This is a genomic window from Nocardiopsis sp. NPDC006832 (assembly GCF_040635885.1).
Classification (GTDB): domain Bacteria; phylum Actinomycetota; class Actinomycetes; order Streptosporangiales; family Streptosporangiaceae; genus Nocardiopsis.
The window spans coordinates 15,549-32,926 of sequence record NZ_JBEYLC010000003.1 but is presented as its reverse complement, the minus strand read 5'-3'; the positions used below and the strand labels follow the sequence as shown (position 1 = coordinate 32,926).

At 64.1% G+C, this 17,378-nt stretch carries 17 protein-coding genes; 14 read left to right on the top strand and 3 right to left on the bottom strand.

Features of this window, described 5'->3' with window-relative positions:
- Positions 1 to 61: 61 nt before the first annotated feature.
- The 6 genes from ABZ717_RS02080 to ABZ717_RS02055 all read left to right on the top strand — a co-directional run bounded on the left by ABZ717_RS02080 (position 62) and on the right by ABZ717_RS02055 (position 4,170).
- Positions 62 to 2,086: a polymorphic toxin-type HINT domain-containing protein gene (locus tag ABZ717_RS02080; protein WP_358504166.1), complete on the top strand. Its 2,025-nt coding sequence runs from the start codon at positions 62 to 64 to the stop codon at positions 2,084 to 2,086.
- A 4-nt stretch (positions 2,087 to 2,090) separates the two neighbouring features.
- Positions 2,091 to 2,345, top strand: a complete 255-nt coding sequence (locus ABZ717_RS02075; RefSeq protein WP_358504163.1) for a hypothetical protein — start codon at positions 2,091 to 2,093, stop codon at positions 2,343 to 2,345.
- Positions 2,346 to 2,427: 82 nt separating this feature from the next.
- Positions 2,428 to 2,817 carry a hypothetical protein gene (locus ABZ717_RS02070; RefSeq protein ID WP_358504161.1) on the top strand — a complete coding sequence of 130 codons (390 nt, stop codon included), beginning with the start codon at positions 2,428 to 2,430 and terminating at the stop codon, positions 2,815 to 2,817.
- A 94-nt stretch (positions 2,818 to 2,911) separates the two neighbouring features.
- Positions 2,912 to 3,310 (top strand): hypothetical protein, encoded by a 399-nt coding sequence (locus ABZ717_RS02065; protein WP_358504158.1) that lies wholly within the window; start codon positions 2,912 to 2,914, stop codon positions 3,308 to 3,310.
- Between the two features lie 110 nt (positions 3,311 to 3,420).
- Positions 3,421 to 3,783 (top strand): hypothetical protein, encoded by a 363-nt coding sequence (locus ABZ717_RS02060; RefSeq protein ID WP_358504156.1) that lies wholly within the window; start codon positions 3,421 to 3,423, stop codon positions 3,781 to 3,783.
- Positions 3,784 to 3,816: 33 nt separating this feature from the next.
- Positions 3,817 to 4,170: a hypothetical protein gene (locus tag ABZ717_RS02055; RefSeq protein ID WP_358504153.1), complete on the top strand. Its 354-nt coding sequence runs from the start codon at positions 3,817 to 3,819 to the stop codon at positions 4,168 to 4,170.
- A 58-nt stretch (positions 4,171 to 4,228) separates the two neighbouring features.
- On the opposite strand, the gene ABZ717_RS02050 is transcribed toward ABZ717_RS02055, so the two are convergent.
- Positions 4,229 to 4,585 carry a hypothetical protein gene (locus ABZ717_RS02050; protein ID WP_358504150.1) on the bottom strand — a complete coding sequence of 119 codons (357 nt, stop codon included), beginning with the start codon at positions 4,583 to 4,585 and terminating at the stop codon, positions 4,229 to 4,231.
- A complete protein-coding gene (locus tag ABZ717_RS02045; RefSeq protein WP_358504147.1) occupies positions 4,582 to 4,929 on the bottom strand; it encodes a hypothetical protein in 348 nt (115 codons plus the stop codon). The genes ABZ717_RS02050 and ABZ717_RS02045 overlap by 4 nt, the downstream gene beginning before the upstream one ends.
- A 161-nt stretch (positions 4,930 to 5,090) precedes the next feature.
- Here ABZ717_RS02045 and ABZ717_RS02040 point away from each other — a divergent pair, with 161 nt between their 5' ends.
- The 6 genes from ABZ717_RS02040 to ABZ717_RS02015 all read left to right on the top strand — a co-directional run bounded on the left by ABZ717_RS02040 (position 5,091) and on the right by ABZ717_RS02015 (position 12,379).
- A complete protein-coding gene (locus ABZ717_RS02040; protein ID WP_358504144.1) occupies positions 5,091 to 5,333 on the top strand; it encodes a winged helix-turn-helix domain-containing protein in 243 nt (80 codons plus the stop codon).
- A gap of 582 nt (positions 5,334 to 5,915) precedes the next feature.
- On the top strand, positions 5,916 to 6,140 hold the full coding sequence (locus ABZ717_RS02035; protein ID WP_358504141.1) for a hypothetical protein: 225 nt from the start codon (positions 5,916 to 5,918) through the stop codon (positions 6,138 to 6,140).
- Positions 6,137 to 6,520 (top strand): DUF6507 family protein, encoded by a 384-nt coding sequence (locus tag ABZ717_RS02030; RefSeq protein ID WP_358504138.1) that lies wholly within the window; start codon positions 6,137 to 6,139, stop codon positions 6,518 to 6,520. Before ABZ717_RS02035 ends, ABZ717_RS02030 begins: the two co-directional genes overlap by 4 nt.
- A 48-nt stretch (positions 6,521 to 6,568) precedes the next feature.
- Positions 6,569 to 9,889, top strand: a complete 3,321-nt coding sequence (locus tag ABZ717_RS02025; protein WP_358504135.1) for a hypothetical protein — start codon at positions 6,569 to 6,571, stop codon at positions 9,887 to 9,889.
- A gap of 8 nt (positions 9,890 to 9,897) precedes the next feature.
- Positions 9,898 to 10,353 carry a hypothetical protein gene (locus tag ABZ717_RS02020; protein ID WP_358504132.1) on the top strand — a complete coding sequence of 152 codons (456 nt, stop codon included), beginning with the start codon at positions 9,898 to 9,900 and terminating at the stop codon, positions 10,351 to 10,353.
- A gap of 1,141 nt (positions 10,354 to 11,494) precedes the next feature.
- Positions 11,495 to 12,379 (top strand): immunity 49 family protein, encoded by an 885-nt coding sequence (locus tag ABZ717_RS02015; RefSeq protein ID WP_358504129.1) that lies wholly within the window; start codon positions 11,495 to 11,497, stop codon positions 12,377 to 12,379.
- A 188-nt stretch (positions 12,380 to 12,567) separates the two neighbouring features.
- Here ABZ717_RS02015 and ABZ717_RS02010 read toward each other — a convergent pair whose 3' ends face one another.
- The gene (locus ABZ717_RS02010) at positions 12,568 to 13,632 is read right to left on the bottom strand and encodes an LLM class flavin-dependent oxidoreductase (protein WP_358504127.1); all 1,065 of its coding nucleotides are present in this window, start codon (positions 13,630 to 13,632) and stop codon (positions 12,568 to 12,570) included.
- Between the two features lie 113 nt (positions 13,633 to 13,745).
- Here ABZ717_RS02010 and ABZ717_RS02005 point away from each other — a divergent pair, with 113 nt between their 5' ends.
- Together ABZ717_RS02005 and ABZ717_RS02000 are read left to right on the top strand one after the other, a co-directional pair.
- The gene (locus ABZ717_RS02005) at positions 13,746 to 14,072 is read left to right on the top strand and encodes a metalloregulator ArsR/SmtB family transcription factor (RefSeq protein ID WP_067597387.1); all 327 of its coding nucleotides are present in this window, start codon (positions 13,746 to 13,748) and stop codon (positions 14,070 to 14,072) included.
- Between the two features lie 928 nt (positions 14,073 to 15,000).
- Entirely contained in the window at positions 15,001 to 17,211 is a 2,211-nt protein-coding gene (locus ABZ717_RS02000) for a serine/threonine-protein kinase (protein ID WP_358504123.1), read from the top strand.
- Positions 17,212 to 17,378 lie beyond the last annotated feature (167 nt).

Genomic DNA, 17,378 nt, shown 5'->3' with positions numbered 1-17,378 from the left:
TTCGGACCTATCCTTCCTCCGCGCCCTGACCCCCAGGTGACCCCGGAGAGCGGAGAGTTCCGTGTTGCGTCGTCTCCATGATTCCGATCGTGGCGCCACGATGCTGGAGTACGCCGCCGTCATCGTGCTGGTGGCCGCGATCGCCGCCGCGCTGTTCATCTCCGGAATCCCCAGCACCATCAGCGATGGAATCGGTGCCGCCGCCGAACGCGCGCTCAGCGGCGAGGGCGAGCACGAACCCGGAGCAGACACCGAACCGGGTGGTGAAGGCCAGGAACCCGATGGCTCGGGCCCCGACCCCGATGCCCCGGGAGCCCCAGATCCTGATGACGCTGACCCCGGTGTCTCGGACCCCCAGGCTCCGGGCGCGGACCCGCAGGACCCGGAAGGCGCGAACCCACAGAACCCCACTTCGGAAAACCCCGAGAGTGGGGGAGCCGAGTCCGACGACTCCACCGCTCCGGGCGGCGCCTCGGACTCGGCCCCGGACCCTGGAGCAGACGTTCCCGGGTTCCTCGATCCGGGGTTCCTGCAGACCGGCACTGAGAACTACCGGGTGGACCCCACCACGGCTGACGACGTGCCGCTTTCCCCGGAAGGCACCGACTCCGCCGATTCCGAGGACTCCTCCGACGACCAGGGCGCCGACTCCGAGGACCAGGAGTCCGAATCAGGCGCGGACTCCGACGACGCCGACGACACAGCCGAAGCCGACGAGGACAGACCCGCCTTCACCTGGGAGGACAAGGGCAATTACGACTGGGACTGTGGTTGGGTCGCCCACTACCTGTGCGTGGTCGGTGGCGGTCTCACCCAAGGGGTCGTGGAGATGGGGGAGGGGGTCCTCGATCTCGGCTGTCACCTGCACCTGTGCAGTCACGACAGCTTCAAGGAGACCTGGTCCAACACTGGGGACATGGCGCAGAGCATATGGAACGACCCTTGGGGCAGCGCCAAGGAGATGTGGAACGGCTTCGTCGATCCCTTCGACGAGAACTACGACAACCTCGGCGGCGGCGACGGTACCGTCAAGAACCTCGGCTATGGCGCGACCATGCTGGTCGGTGGGTTCCTCAAGCCCTTCAAGCTGTTCAGCGGGAAGGGCCCTGATGGTGGTTCGGGGAACGACCGGGGTGGCGACTCGGAGAACCGTCGTGGTGATCCCGACTGCGACAACAGCTTCCTGCCCGGCACCCTCGTGGTGCTCGCCGACGGTGACACCCGGCCCATCGAACAGGTCGAGGTCGGTGATCTGGTCCTGGCCGAGAACCCGATGACCGGGGAGCGCGGAGCACGTGAGGTGACCGCGCTGATCCCCTCCGGCAGCGCACCTTCGGAGCAGACGGAGGAACGCACCCTCGTCGAGGTCTCCGTGGACGACGGTGCCGGTGAGGTCGGGACGGTGACCGCCACCGACGACCACCCCTTCTGGGTTCCGGAACAGGGCTGGACGGACGCGATCGACCTTGAACCCGGGACCTGGCTGCGCACTGGCAACGGCACCTGGGCACGGGTCGACGCGGTCGACGCCTACACGGTCACCGGCCAGACGGTCCACAACCTCAGCGTCGACGACCTGCGCACCTACCACGTGCTCGCCGGGAACACCTCGCTCCTGGTGCACAACTGTCCTCCGGGCGGGAACGATCGGGGACCCACCGCCACCGAGCGCCGCAACTCACCCGGCACGGCCGCCGGCGGGCAGAATCTTCCCCAGGTCACCGGGCCCTGGTTGCGTGGCACCGAGGGCAACGCCGGTCGAACGCCCAGGCAGGTCGCCGAGCGGTTGGAGGGGCAGAGTTTCGAGAACTTCGGCCAGTTCCGCAGTGCCTACTGGAACGCGGTCGCCGACACCCCCGAACTGGCCGGCCAGTTCGCCCCGCACCAGGTCACCCGAATGCGCAACGGCAACGCGCCCTTCACGGTCCAGAATCAGCAGGTGGGCGGCCAGCGCAGTTACGTGCTGCACCACATCACCCCGATCGGTAGAGGGGGCGGTGTGTACGATCTGGACAACATCATGGTGGTGACCCCCCGTTACCACCGCGACATCCTCGATCCGGACTACCACTACGGAGGAGGCTGACCAGATGAGCAGACTGACACGAGAAGAGGTCGTCGCCGTCTTCCGCGAGATCATCGACGTCGGGATCGGCGCGGGCGACGAGGACGTGCTCGAACGCGACATCACGCTGTTGGAGCAGGGCATCCCCTGTCCCTACGTCAGCGATCTCCTCTTCTGGCCCGACAAGTACGTCGAGGCCGGCGACGACCCGAACGACCTCGGCCCGGAACGGTTGGCCGAGCTGGCCATGCGCCACCGGCCCATCGAGATGGGTCCCTGACCGCTCGACCATCGGGGCCTTCTCGTCTCATGCCCCCACGTCCCGAGTCCTGCGTCCCGAGTCCGAGTCCCGAAAGGACACGATGGCCTCCGCCCTCCGCGACACCAGACCGCCCGCCTCCGTGCGCGCCCAGAGGGTCCTGCTGTGGATCTACGCGGTGATGTTCGCCGGAAACGCGATCTGGGCGATCGGTGAGGCCGGCGGAGGGATGTTCGGGGTGGGGTTCTCGATGCCCTACCTGGCTTTGGCGGCCGTGTCGGCGCTGCTCACGGTGAAGGTCGCGACCCGGGGCCGCTGGGTGCGGACCTCGATCATCGTGCTGCACTCCTTCCTGATCGTCATCCAACTTGGGCGAACGCTCGGCGGGGACGTGTACGGCCTGATCGGCCTGATCATCGCGATCACCGGGCTGGTGCTGGCACTGCGGCCCACGGCACGGGGGTACTTCTCCGTCGTCCCGGTCCGGACCTGACCCACCCCCTGACGAAGGCGGTCTCGGTATGTCGCAGTTCGACCCCCGTTACCCCGGACCGGCGCACCCTCAGGCTTTGCGGAGTGCTCCGGTCATGCCCTGGCAGCTATGGGCCCTGCGGGTGATGTTGGTGCTGATGCCGGTCTGGAGTCTGTACTCCGTGCCCAGGATGATCCGCTGGGAGAACTTCCACCTGTTCGGGGTCGTGGACGTGCTGTTCATGCTCTGGCTCCTGCTGCCCGGTGGTGTGGCACTGGTGTGCGCTCTGCTGCTGGGACGTGGTGGGGGAGTGGTCCTGTACGTGGTGGCGGGGTTGTGCGTGGTGATCGTGGGGCTCAACATCTGGTCCCACGAGTTCGGTGGGCCACCGGTGTTGCAGGCGATCCCGTTCACCGTGCTCACCGCGATCCCGCTGTGCTTCCCGTTGTCCTGGCGCTACGTCCGTGCACGGCGGGAGTGGAGGCGTGGGAGTTCGTTCAGGGGTGGGGAATGAGGACATCACGAGGTGCCGTTCTGTTGCCGGCGGCGCTCTTGTCCGTGCTCTTGGCCGGTTGTTCGGGGGTAGAGGGCACATCCGAGCCCGAGTCCACGGCGCAAGCCGAGGTGAGTGACTTCGAGGAGCTCTCCGGTGCCCAGATCCCGGACTCCGCAGAGTCCGTCGAGGTCTTCTCCGTCGGCGACGTGGATCCACTCGCGACGTATGTCGCCACCTTCACCCTGCCTGACGAAGAGGAGGCCGGAGCCTTTTGTAGGAGCGGAGACATCGGCAACTACCTCCCCGTGTCCGCCGGCGAGTTGATTGAGGAGCAGCACGAGCGGCACTTCATCGGGGATACGGAATTGGTCGATCCTCGTCGGTGCACCTCGGTCAAGCAAGGCGAGAACGTCGACCGCAGTGCTGTGTTCAGCTTTCCCGAGGGGAAGCGGGTCTTGGTATGGGCCGTAACGGAAGAAGTCGGCTGGTAGACGTGTCCATGGATCGCGTGCATGGAGGAACGCATGTCCGAACTCTCCAGGTTGGCTGCGCTGCTGACGGACCCTGAGGGCTCCCGTGATGACCAGGACCGGCAAGTCGCCGTCATGGAGTTCGTGGAGAAGCTGACCTTCGCCACCGTGGACGACATCTTGGAGATGCTTCGCACCGATTTCGAGAGGCGCTGGGGGTTGCCGGTATGGGCACGCAACCTGGCCTACCGGTTGGCCTGCCTACAGCGGCCGGATGACCCGTACCTGCTTCGGATGGCCGCGTCGGACCTCTACCTCCACGGGCCGGACTGGGACCACCAGGCGGAGGAACTGAACCGGCGCGCCGCCCGGCTGGAAGCCGAATCTCCGGACACTGGGCCGGAATGAAGCGGAACCACGAGGGCCCGGCCGAGGTGCCACTTCCGGCCGGGCCCTCAAGGTGTTGTCAGCCGCGCTCCCAGGGCTCGGGAAGCGGCGCGCCGCCGGCGATGGCGGTGCGCAACGTCCCCCAGCGATCTCGGGCGCGGCAGAGCGCCCGCCAACAGGCGGCGTCTCCACCGGTCTCCCGGAGCGCTTCGGAGAGCGCGTCGTAGTGCTCGGTCACCTCCATGCACTCCACGCCCCCACTACCGAGCCGGATACCCCAGGGTGCGGGAAGGGCGTCGCCGGAACGAAGGAGTCGGTCAAGGCGTCCGAAAACCGCGTCCGCCGAGATGAGTCGAGTGACGGCGTCGGCGGGCAGGTCGGGTTCGTTGAGGAGACGGGTGAGCCGGTCGGCGAGGGCGTCGGTGGCGCGCATCATGCGGGCACCCCCTGGAGGAGAGCTCGCCGGCTCTCCCAGGCCCGGTAGGGGCCCCGAACGATCTCGACTCGCAGGGAAGCAGCCTCTACCGGTCGACGAGGTGCCGGGATCGGGGGAGCCGGAACCGAGGGAGGGGGCGGAGCGGGCGGCAGCGGTTCGGGACTGTGGGAGTGCGTGGCGGCGTGGTCGGCCGGGGCGAGCACGTAGCGGCGGATCCGGCGAGAGCGACGACGGCGCATCTCGCCACCCAGCTCACGCAGGTATCCGAAGGCGGTGGTGTGCGCCCCTCGTGTGGGCCGCGCCAGCCGGATGAGTAGGGACAGCAAGGCAGTAACGTATGACATGGCAAGCGCTCCAAGTTCGCTTGTCCGGGCCCGGGGTGTTGACAGCACCGCCGGGCCACTTTCATGAGCAGGTCAAGGCCTTACTATACGTCTATCTTGTCTAGGTCGTCTAGCACGTCTGCCATATGCAGGCTGTATGCCATGTACCTAACGTCGCAATCATGCATGTCGATCGATTCGATCCCACGCCTCTGTACATGCAGGTGGCGCACCAACTCCGTGAACAGATTCAAGCGGGCAAGCTGAAACCACGAGACCCGCTGCCCTCGGAAGCGACGATGGTCGCTGACTACGGGATCGCTCGGGAGACCGCCCGCCGCGCAATCGCACTCCTTCGTGACGAAGGGCTGGTGGTGACGTTGCCCCAGCGGGGAACGTTCGTCGCACCGACGTCGGATACCTGAAACCGGACCCCTGCCCCTTGCCCTGTTCCTGAGCTTGGATGATCTTGCTCGTAGCGCCCTTTTGGGCGCCGAAACCGGCGCTGCGAGCAAGATCATCTGGTTCATCATGGTGGGCGTCGGGAGGGTTTCGACGGGAGCCGTCCGACAGCGGCGCTGGGGTGACTCCTCTACCCCTGTCGCCTTCTCTGCCGCTTTCCGAAGTGGCATCCTGGCCTCCGCCGCTCTCTCGTAGTGGCCTTCGTCACTCCACCCCCTCGTCCCCTCGGGGCTCCTCTGCCGCCCACGTGTCGTGACCTGGAGTGATGGGGCGGATTCAGCCTTTGTCCCGAGCCGCCCGGTCCCGCCCCACGCCACACCAGGGCTCCCCAAGCGTGCGTCGACGCGGAAAAATCACCAGAATCGCAACCACACCGACGATTCAGGCAACCGATCTGACAACAGGCGCATATCGACTCTTGGGAAGGCAGGCCGGTGAGGTTCGCGTTCGTCTATGACGAAACGGGGAGCACACATCCGACCGGGGACACACCCCCACCCCCGGAACAGCAGGAACAACGATCGGACCGGCCGCCGCACTCCGCTGTGCGCATCGCCGTAGCCGCCGAACGGGTGCGTACCCGAGGCGCCACCGACTTCCACCGGACCCTGGCCTGTCTGGACCGGATGTGGCACACCATCTCGGTCCACGACTCCACATCGCCCAACGCTTCCGGGCAGGCGATCGACTGGGCGAGCGATGAGGTCGACTCCGACGAGATGTTCCGTCCCCAGGCGTTCCGTGCTCCGACCCGGGGAGGATGGGCATGAGTGAGTGGTCCATCGACCCGGTCCAGGTCGGTTCGGTGCTCTCCGAAACAGCCGAACATCTGGGTGAGGAGGGTGGCGGCTCGGGGCTGTTGGGGCACATGAGTCAGTTGGAAACGCGGATCACCGCGGTCAACTCCCACATCAACAGCGCCCCCATCGGTATCGCGATCGGTGAGTTCGCCGAGCACAACTTCGCCATGTTGGGCGACATGCTCTCGCTGACCGCTTCGGCCCTCCAGGGCGCGGGTGAGGCCACCACCGCCTATGTCGAGGGTGATCAGGACATGGCCGCCGAAGCCCAGGCCCAGGCCGGCGATGTCCCCGACCCCAACGCCCCGTCCGGTCCTGTGGGCGGTCCCGGTGCGGGCCGGCCTGTCTGACCCGCTGATCCCTGGTTTTCCCCTTCCCCCCTTTTCCCCTGTCTTGTTTTGGAGTTCGTTGTGCCGATCGCGGACCCGGGTGCGGGCGCGGCCACCCCCGCAGACCCCCTGAGCGTCAAGGAACAGGAAGACCGTCTCAGAGACGCTGAGGGCGTCATCAGCCCGTTGACCTTCCCCGAACCGTCGGTGTCGGTGGGCTATGTCGAGGCCATGGCTTCGGGGTTGCGTGAGCTGGGCACCTCGATCGCCGACACCGGCAACGACATCACCGGCTCTTGGGCCGGGTTGAACGGGCCCTACTCCGCCCCGGAGGCCGAGACCCTGTTCTCGGTCCTGGACCCGGTGGCCACCGACGGCGACACCGTGGGTGAGGAGTTGGACCGGGCGGCCCGGGCTTTGGAGAACTTCGCCGAGGACGTCGCCGACATCAAGACCCGCTGGTCCAACCTGCGGGTGGAGGCCTATGACCTGCGTTCCCGCATCGCCGCCGAGGGTGATGACTGGGACAAGGGCGGTGGGTTCCTCGGGTTCGGTGACAGCCCGTTGAAGGAGGAGAACGATGCCCTGATCGAGCGGGGCGGAAAGATCATCACCGACTACACCGAGGTGGAGAACACCTGCGCCAACGCGATCAACGCCGGGATTTCGGGGCGCACCAACTTCGAGAAGCAGCCCGAGGGGGATGCCGAGCTCGACCCGAACGTGTTCTACCACGGGTTCGACCAGGACATCTCGGAGTTGGCCGAGGCCTGGGGCCATGAGAATGCCCAGACCGACCACGGGTGGTGGGTCGATGTCAGCCATGCGGTGTGGGACTTCGGTGTGGACGCGGTACAGGGTGTGGGCGCGATGGTGGGCGCGCACTCTTCCGAGGGCTGGTTCCAGGCCTCGTGGGGGGACGCGCTCAAGGAGTACCACTGGGACAACCTGACCTCGGCGGCCTCGTTGGTGGGGATGTATGACGCCGAGTCCGACTCGCTTGGGTGGAACGGCGGGGAGGGTGTGGGCCAGGCGTGGAAGGACCTGGCGCATTCGGTGGTGCCGTGGGAGGAGTGGGGGGATCGTCCCGGCTATGTGATCGGGACGGCGGCGTTGAACGTCATCGGCCTGGTGGGCGGTGCGGCGCTGACGGCCACCGGTGTGGGTGCGGTGGTGGGTGTGCCGTTGATGGCCTGGCGTGGGATGTCCATCATGGATGGGATGGGCGGCTCGGGTCGTGGCGGTGGTGCCGGTGGGGTGGATATCGATCTGCCCGATGTGTCCCACCTCCCGCAGTTCGGTGGTTCGGGCTCGCCGCTGATCAACCTGGCCGGCAGGGCGCTGGACGCCACCGGGTTCGGCCCGAGCCAGTTGGCCGATTTCAAGGCCATGGTCAACCGCTTGATGCCGTCCGGCCAGAGCGGGGCCGAGCCGGCCGGTTCCGCCTCGACACAGACGGCAGGGGAAACCGAGGGTGGACGTCCCAGTGGTGCTCGCCCGACGCAGGCGACTACGGAGACCGATCAACGCCCCATCCAGCGCCCGACGCAGGACTCCGCCATGGACGACCCGAGTGAGTCCGATACGTCTGCGCTGGCGGATACACGGGTCTTCGCTGGGAGCGGTACAGGGGAAGCCGGTAGTGGTCGCTCTGGTGTTGATCACTCGGCACGAACGGCCGGGGGAGTCGACCAGAGCCCGAACCAGGACCCCACAGTGGGCGATGCGTTGGTCGGTGACGACATTCTCAACCATCCCGACATCGCCGAGATCGACAACAAGACCAAGTCCGACCCGGCAGCCCAAAGGGACTTGGCCGGAACCGACTGGGATCGCAAGATCTCCCAGCCCAAAGTTCCTGTCTCGAACGAGGTGCGGGCGGCCTCCTGGGCTTCGTCACCGTCCTCGGCCGACCCCAGAGGCGACAATAACCACGACGGATCCGACGGCGACGATTCAGATCAGGGTCCCGAGGGCGCAGCGGACAGACAACCGGTCTTGCCGGACGGCAGTGTCCCCAAGGACACTCTGAAGGCGAACGTCACCCCTGACCCCCCTGCTCCATTCCGTCCCCTGCTCGGCGTCACCGGTATCGGTACTCCTGGCGGTGGCGGTTCCTTCGGTAACGAGATCTCCAATCACCCTGGGAATCGCGGCGCCGAGTTGCTCGACAACAACCCCGTCGCCCGCAACCAAGGTGGTGGGGGAGCATCTGGCCAAGACAGTTCTTCAGCAACCAGATACTCGGATAGTCAAAATAGTGACTCGACGTCCCAAGGAACGTTCACACCTTCTAGTGCGAATGTGAATGGCGGAAGCAATTATGGGTCTAGTTCTGGAGGATCCGCCTTCCATTCCCAAGATCCACTAAAGATTCCATGGGGGAAAACAGGAACCGTTGAGGAGGTGGGTCTCTCTGGATCGGGAGTCAATGATGGAGCAAAGCCTGTACTTCCAGAAAATGAACTAAAGAAAGAAGAGGTCAAGAAGGAAAACAAAGAACTCTCTCCCGAGCCGGGCGAACGGTTTGGAGATAAAGGCGGACTCTCCCCAGATACAAGCTATGAGGTTTTTGATCGCTCCGGCTCGCGCAGGGGGACATATATCACTGATGCCAGTGGGGAAATAAGAAGAATTGAACTCGATATCAGCAACTTCGACCGTAAGCATCCCGAGTTCGTCGACCCAAGACCAAATGCAGAATATCGAGTAAAAACTCCAAATTCGCGTTACACATATCAGACAAATTCGTACGGTGATAACCTTGAGTCTGAAGGCCGCTTCACTCCGGCCTCGTCCCCTCGTTTCAGTGGGGAAGAGCGCGCAGTAACCAAGGCGGCAAGGGAGTACTACGATACCTATAATAGATTTTTGAAGGAAGACTTCGCTGGGAATCCGGAAAAATACCCTGGGCTGACAGAGGCGCCACAATTCGAAAAAACCACATGGAATGGTGGACATGTGGTAGGGATTGGTGAATTTGGGGGAATCCCAGAGCGATTGAATCAGGTAGCGATGCGGAAGAGTGTAAATCAGCACGCTGCCGCAGAATGGAGGGTAGGAAAATCTTACCGGAATTTTGAGATGGCGCTAGAAAGAGTTAACAAGGGGGAATTTGAGCACCTTGAAGGGCGCAGTAATAACCCGGATTATCTGGCTGAGGTCGAACTCTGGAAGGAGGCTTATAGGAAGGCTCCGCCACCGCCTGATATTCGAGCTAGGGTGAGGCAGGTGTATGATCCAATGCTCCCGACGTTCGAAGTCAGAAAAAGCAACGGAAATCTTTCGAAAGTGCTAAACGCGCCGCCGGCAGCAATTTCTATTGAATTCAGTATCAATGGAGTGCTGCAGGATGAAATTCTCTTCCCGAATCGGCCCAAATTGAAGTAGGTGACCCCATGTACGAGTCTAGTAATGATGAGCTATCTCCAATTGAGGAGCAGGAAGCAATTTCGGGGATGGCGTCAAGCCTGTCGGGCTACCTTCCTGAAAATTGGAAATGGGCTAGATTTTTCATCATGTTCATGGGTGAATACGCGATCCGAAGGATGGAAGTAGAGAAGGAAGATGGTGAGGTGACGCGAATCAGTCTTCCCACGAGCTTTATCATGAGAGCAATGGAAATCCGCTCTGGGATGTACAAGCAGAATCGTGGGACATGGTTCTCGTGGGAGCTTATGCTGTGGAGTGAGGGAAAATTCAAATCGAAGTTCAATTACACGGATTTTCCCCCGTTTACTTTCGGCCCGGATCCAGATGATTTCCTTGAGGAGATGAGGATATTTCCTAGGAGTGAAGAGTTCACCCCTGGTTGGCTGCAGGAGAAAATCGATGAAGCCAATCGTGGGGAGTAGATCAACTTCTTGATTATTAGAGAGTGCCAGAACCAAGAAAAACTTGGATACACACGAACTGGAGCGGAGGGAGATGGTAGAGGATATGGTCACTTCCCCTTTCATTGTGGGGATCCATCTCAACAACATCAGGTCCCAGGCCCAAGTTGCCTTGTCTGTGGACCCTGATGTCCACGAGGTTCGTACCTGGCGATTCTGAAGCACCTGGATGCAGGCCGCAGAATCCGTCTTCGCGATGAGCACAGCCGACCCTGAGACCGCTGTCGAGCGGCACATCGACCATCGAACATGGACACTCAGTGCGGTCCCCACGGGCCGGAGAGCGATGTGGGCAACTAGATCACTGCCTTCTCTCTGGCTGTCCGTTGTAGAGACGAAGCCCGAGTGCGCTTCCTGTGCCAGATTCCTATTCCTTCCTTAAAGAGGCGGAGAGGTTCGTGGTGGAGGGTAGGAAGATTGCATCTATCCGTGGATCGATGCAATTCAGGACTACATCCTCAATCCCTCGGAATTTGGAGAACGCCTCTATGAGACCATGCGCCTGTCATAACCCGAACACGTCGACATCAGCAGTTTGGACAACCTCGAATACCTTGTTTTCCCTGCGATCAACACCTTTCTTCAGATCGCTGAGCTGGATGCCGAAAAATTTGACGGTTCCCTAGAGCAAGGAACGCGCTTTTTCCGCGCCTAGTGCACCGTAGATGATAGGCAGGGGAAACCTTAATGACTTCGTTCCTTTGGAACTATTTGTCCCTTTTTGGGTGACTTGCGATATTTCCCAGGTTTCTTCCGGGTTTCATTTTTCCCTATTTGCCGAAAGAATTCTGGATCAATTCAGGTGTGGCGAATTTTCACTGAAGAAGAAAGAGCTGAAAAAGAAATAGTCTGAGCTTAAAGTTCGAGCATCGCTCGGGATCTCACTCTGGCTTGATGCGCAGGGGTTTTCCAACTTCCCGAGAGGTTGGGGTCTTGTGCTGGTCCCGTGGGAACGCAGCGTTAGTTCGGTGCTAGAGTTCTTCTAATCGACCGCGCTCATGATCGACCCCGGAATTAGAGAATGGTGCTCGCCCCCTTGATCTTGCTGGTGAGCCTGCAGTGGCTGGGGTGATATTTCGATGTCTGTCAGGAGATACGGTATATGCATTCAATTCCTGCGCATGACCTTAGGCACCGTGAAGAGCCTGGCCTGGTGGAGAGGGTGCGTGGGAATCGAAACAAATATCCGCCAGTCCTTGAAGAGTACCCTGGCAGGATTGATGTCATGGTCGGGTCTTTTCACGTCGCCACTATTTATAAAACTTTGGCGGATCCCGAGGTGGCTGAGTTGGACACCTGGGAAGCGTGGGTGATCGATATGCAAATGCATCACGCGCTTTTTAAGATCATGACCTCTCCTGAAGATGAGCCTTTGGAGTTGGTGATCCATCATAAGGTGCGAAGGACGAAGGGCTTCGGTCCGGATTACTCGGCCAACGCGGGTAACTGGACCACCGCGTTCTTCCTGGCCGTGATCTGTCGTGAGCAGGAGCGTTACCGGGAGCTCTGTGAGATCTCGGTGGAGACGCTTCGTGAGTACGGGGAGTCGGAGGGCACCCGCTACAACCCCTACGTCTACTACTGGATCGCCGCTCTTCAAGACTTTGTTCTGGGCAGACCGGATCTGGGTGAGAACCTGCTCAAGGCGATGGAGCTGTCCGCGCCTGAGCAGTCCGAGATCGGTACCGCGGAGAGCCTCGACAAGCTGATCTTCCCCCAGTTGAACGCCTTCCGCTATTTGGTGCAGCGGGACAGTGACGGGTTCAACGAGGCGCTGGCCGAGGGGTTGGTGTCGCATGCCGAGTTCTGGACGACCGAGGACCGCGTCAACGAGATCGATGGGGTCTTCCACCTGGGTCTCCTCGCCCTCGCGTGCCTGGCCTATGACACCGCGGAGGTGGATCCTGACTTCAGCCTCGAAGTCGAATCCGGGTATCTGCCCAAGCATCTCGTGCGCAGGTCCTGGTACGGCGAGTTCCCCACGTGAGCGGCCTCTGCGTGATCGACCTCTGTTCGTGCGGAAGCCTGCCCGCCCCAAGCCTTGGACATAAGCGTGGGGCGAGGCCCTCGCGACCTCGCCCCACGCCCCGGTGGCCGGGGGAGACGGTCCGGGTCCTGCCTGACCCGGTTCCGCCACCCTTGACCCAGTTCCCCCGACCAGGGTCTTGTGTCCCGTCAGCCCTCTTTGACCGCCCCCAGGCCGTACAGGTCGGCGAGCGCCTCATAGGAGTACATGCGGGCCTTCTTATCGAAGATCATCGACGAGACCATCAGCTCGTCCACACCGGTGTCGGCGACGAACTGGTCGATCTTGGCCTTGACGGTCTCGGGCGAACCAACGAACGAGTAGCGCAGCATCGACTCCAGCTGCTGCTTCTCCCCGGGCCGCCACATGGTGTCCAACGACGTGGGGTCGATGGGCGGCGGCAGGAGCCCGCGGGCGTTGCGCAGGGTGCCCAGGAACGACTGCTGCATGGACGTGAACAGCCTCCGCGCCTCGTCGTCGGTGGGGGCGATGAACACGTTGACCCCCGCCATGACGTAGGGCCGCGTCGACTGCTCGGAGGGCGCGAAGTTCTCCCGGTAGGAGGCCAGGGCCTCGTACAGCGCCTGCGGTGCGAAGTGTGAGGCGAACGCGTACGGCAGCCCCAGGTGGGCGGCCAACTGGGCGCCGAACAGGCTCGACCCGAGGATCCACAGCGGCACGCGAAGCCCCTCGCCGGGCACGGCGCGCACCGGCTGGCCGGGGGCGGCCGGCTCGAAGAAGGCCTGCAACTCCTGGACGTCCTGCGGGAACGTGGAGGAGGCGGAGTGATCGCGGCGCAGCGCACGCATGGTGCGCGGGTCGGTGCCGGGCGCGCGGCCCAGCCCCAGGTCGACGCGGCCGGGGTAGAGAGAGGCCAGGGTGCCGAACTGTTCGGCGATCACCAGGGGCGAGTGGTTGGGGAGCATGACGCCCCCCGAACCCACGCGGATGGTGGAGGTGCCCTCGGCGATGAAGCCCAGGGCGACGGAGGTGGCGGCGCTGGCGATGGCGCGCATGTTGTGGTGCTCGGACAGCCAGAATCGGGTGTAGCCCCAGCTCTCCAGGTTCTGGGCGAGTTCGCGGGCGTCACGGAGGGCCTGACCGGGCTCGGAACCCTCGACGATGCTCGCGTGGTCCAGGACGGACAGCGCGAGCCCACCCCCGGGTACGGGCGATCCGGGAAGGTTCACTCTGGCGCTCTCGGCTTCGGTCATCTCAGTTACCCCCACTGACCTCGAATGTTCGATGATCGACGATCATCGAACATTGACGGTACACTCGCGCCTGAACGCATACCAAATCCGAACGGGTGAGTGGAGGTGGGGCCTTGGCGCCCCGGGGTGTGTCCAAGGGGCCGGAGCATCCGGCGCTGGACGAGGTCGAACTGGTCACGGTCCTGTCCGCGCTGGCCGAGCCCACGCGGCTGCGGATCGTGTGCATGCTCGCGGCACTGGAGGGTGAGCGGGCCTGGAAGGACATCGATCTGCCGATCGCGCAGTCCACGCTCAGCCATCACCTGAAGATCCTGCGCAACGCGGGTCTGCTGCTGAATCGGACCGAGGGCACGCGGTGCTTCGTGTCGTTGCGCGACCAGGAGTTGGAGGGGCGCTTCCCGGGGCTGCTTGAGACGGTGCTCAACTGCCGGGACCGCTGACCCCACCGCGACCGGTGTCATCCTCAGCTTGTTCACGATGGGACCAACGAAGGTGGCCGCGGTCGAGTTCCCCGGACGTACGGAAGACCCGGCGATCTCTTCCCCCCTGATGCGAGAGATCGCCGGGCCTCCACCCCCCTACGGGAAGGGCCCCTGAACCCTCTGGTCCCCATCTCCCTCCCGGTGCCCGTCGGTCGGAGGGCAGTAGATCCAGAGGCCCTGTGGCGGTGGTGAGGCATCCACGTGCGTGAAGAACGTGGATTCCCCCGATAAACCTCACCGCCGCACTTTGGAAATAGGACTATCGGAAAGTTCTACCCGGGAATGACGAACTTCCGATATTCCTCTCTTCGGTCCGCCCGACCTCGTGTGACTAACGTGGAAAAGCGGGCCCGTGATGTACTCTAGCGCCTCGCCGGACCATTCATGACCCGTGCCGTGGGGCCGGGCCGTGGCCGACGCGACCCCTCGGACGTGGAGTGTCGAGTGCATCGTGTGGACACCACGACTGCCACGGTCCTCGATGCGAGGACCACCACGGTCGGCTGTCCGACGACAACGAGTATGCCCGAGGGCGCGCGTCGTCCGCAGCCATTCGCGATTAATCGTTGAAGTTGATCTTGGGGTTCGGCCGGATCCGGCCATCGGTCTTTTGTTGGTTCATATGCCTCGAAGGAACCGCTTGGTGGTACTGCGGGTCGATCGTGTAGGGCCAACGGGGTTCAGGACGAAGGGCCCGATATCTGGAGTTCGACTGGAAAGCGGGCTCGCGCGAACGCAATGGTTGCACGGGGTTGCAGCCGATGGGTCCGGCGATGGAGGTGAGAACCGCGTCCGCGCGGGCAGGTCCTAGCACCAAGAGGCCGCTGACGGCATCCCACCCTCAGGTAGTGTGCCTCGCTCCCCCCGGCTTGCAGAAGGGTCACTCGTGAACATCGGCGAAGAGTCCACCAACGGCCATCGACCGACCGACGACGTCGGGAACCGGATCGGCGAGACCTTCGGTGGATACCGGCTCACCGAGGTTCTGGGCGTGGGCGGTTTCGGCACCGTCTACCTGGGGCGCCATGACGACGGCCACGTCGCCGCCATCAAGGTCCTGCACGAGCCGGCGGGCGTCTCCCCGGTCGAACGCGAACGCGACCGGGAGCGTTTCCGCAAGGAGGTCGAGCACAACAAGCAGGTCAAGCGGTACTTCATCGCCGAAGTGTTCGACGCCGGGACCGAGGAGGACCCGCCCTGGGTGGTGACGGAGTACGTCGAGGGCCGGACCCTGCGCGAACTCGTCGGTGAGGAAGGCCCCCTGTACGGCGACCCCCTCTACCGGCTGGCGCTCGCCACGGCCACGTCCCTGGGCGCCGTGCACGGCGCCAACATCGTCCACCGCGACTTCACCCCCACCAACATCATCATCACCAGCGAGGGCGTCCGGGTCATCGACTTCGGGATCGCCCGCACCCTGGACAACCGCACCGCCCTGGCCAGCGGCCTCATCGGCACCCCCCGGTACATGGCACCCGAACAGGCCAACGGCTCCGAGGTCACCGCCGCCATCGACGTGCACGCCTGGGGAGCGGTGATGGCCTTCGCGGCGACCGGTGGGCACGTGTTCGACGCGCCCAACGACCACCGCATCCTCGAACGGATCAAACACGACACCCCCGACCTGCGGGGAGTGCCCGACTACCTGGCGAGGATCGTGGCGAGTTGTCTGCACAAGGAACCGGAGCGGCGCCCCACCTCCTACCAACTCCTGGCCATCCTCCTGGGCAAGGAGGTCCCGCTCGAGCACGAACGCCTCGAAGCCGGCCACGCGAGCGGCACCCTCCTGCTGGACGAGGGCGTGCAGGCCTACTGGCGCAGCGTCAGCGGCAGTAGACGGGCGCCCTTCCAGATCGCCGGCGTGTACTACGCCGACCCCACCGAACTCGCCGCCGGCATGCAGGAACGGTGGGCGGAGGCGCACGAGATGCTGAGTGAGCCGCGCGAACGCCACGCGTTGCTGCGTTGGCTGCCCGAGAAGGACAGCGGGGCCCACCGGGTGGTGGGAGCGCTGCCGGAGGACTACGGGGGCGCCGACGTCCAGGCCGCCCACCTGATCGCCGAACTCGACCCTCACCTGGGCGCGCTCTTCCGCGACGTCGACATGTCCTGGGGCGCCCTGTTCAGTACCCGGGACGGGCGCGCCTGGCCGTATCGGGACGGCGAGTACGACTCGCTCATGCACTTCATCGAGCGCTATGACCTGTTGGGGGCGTTCGGCAAGCACCACTGCTTCCGTAACGAACATGAGCCGTGCGTGTGGGGCGCCCCTTGCGTCCTGTACGGCAGGGTCGCCCGCCAGGCCACGGTCCTGTTCGATCGGCTGCGCAAGGGACAGGAGTGGATGAACAGGGTCGCCGAGTCCCTGGCGTTCACCCCGAGGGAGATCTCGCCGGTACGCAAGGGCGACCTGGTCCACATGCTCGCCACCCACGACAAGCGCGACGCGGACGCGGGTGTGCTGGTGGCGTGGGTGACGCAGGGGTTCCAGGAGGGTCCCGAACAGCAGGTCCTCCAGCGGGTGCGCGCCGCCATCGAGGGGGCCGACGACCCATGGCCGGTGGCCGTGGCGCTGCGGGCCCAGCGCGAGGACCTGTCGACGGTGGCGGAGCGGGGGAAGCGGCTGCGCGACCGTGCCGAGGCGCGGCGGGCACGGCGGGCGAAGGCCGTGGGGGAGGGCCGGGACGAGGGCCTGCCCGCCAAGTCGCGCACCGGTGAGGCCGAGCGGGAGCGGTCCCAGGAGAGGCTGGAAGCCTTGGAGAGCGGTGTCTCCCGACACCTGCCCCGGGGCATGTCGATCCTGGGCGCGGGTACTGCGGCGGTGGGGCTGGTCTTCGGTGTCGCCTACACGACCTCCCTGGGCGTGCTCGCGGTGGTGATGGTCCTCGCCGGGGTCGCCCTCGGCGCGATCGGAATGGTCCTGGGACGGGACCAGGGCAGGGAGATCGACGCGCTGCGGCGGCGTCTGGAGGAGGGGCCCGGCACGATCACCCGACCACCCGCCGTCGTCGAGGACGACGACGGCTACGAGGGCGATGTGGGAAGCGAGGAACAGCTCAAGAAGTTGCGCGGGCACCTGTCTGATTTTCCGGGTTGAGTACGAATTCCCTCCTCCCGCCCAACAACCTGATAACGGCCGAGGACGCGAAACGGGGCCTTTGGATGCTGTGGCGCCGGTCTCATTCGCCGATTCGCGAAGGAACGTGTGGAACCTGGAACCACGATGAGCAGCGGCTTCCCGGTCCAGGGGTGGTCGCATGTGTG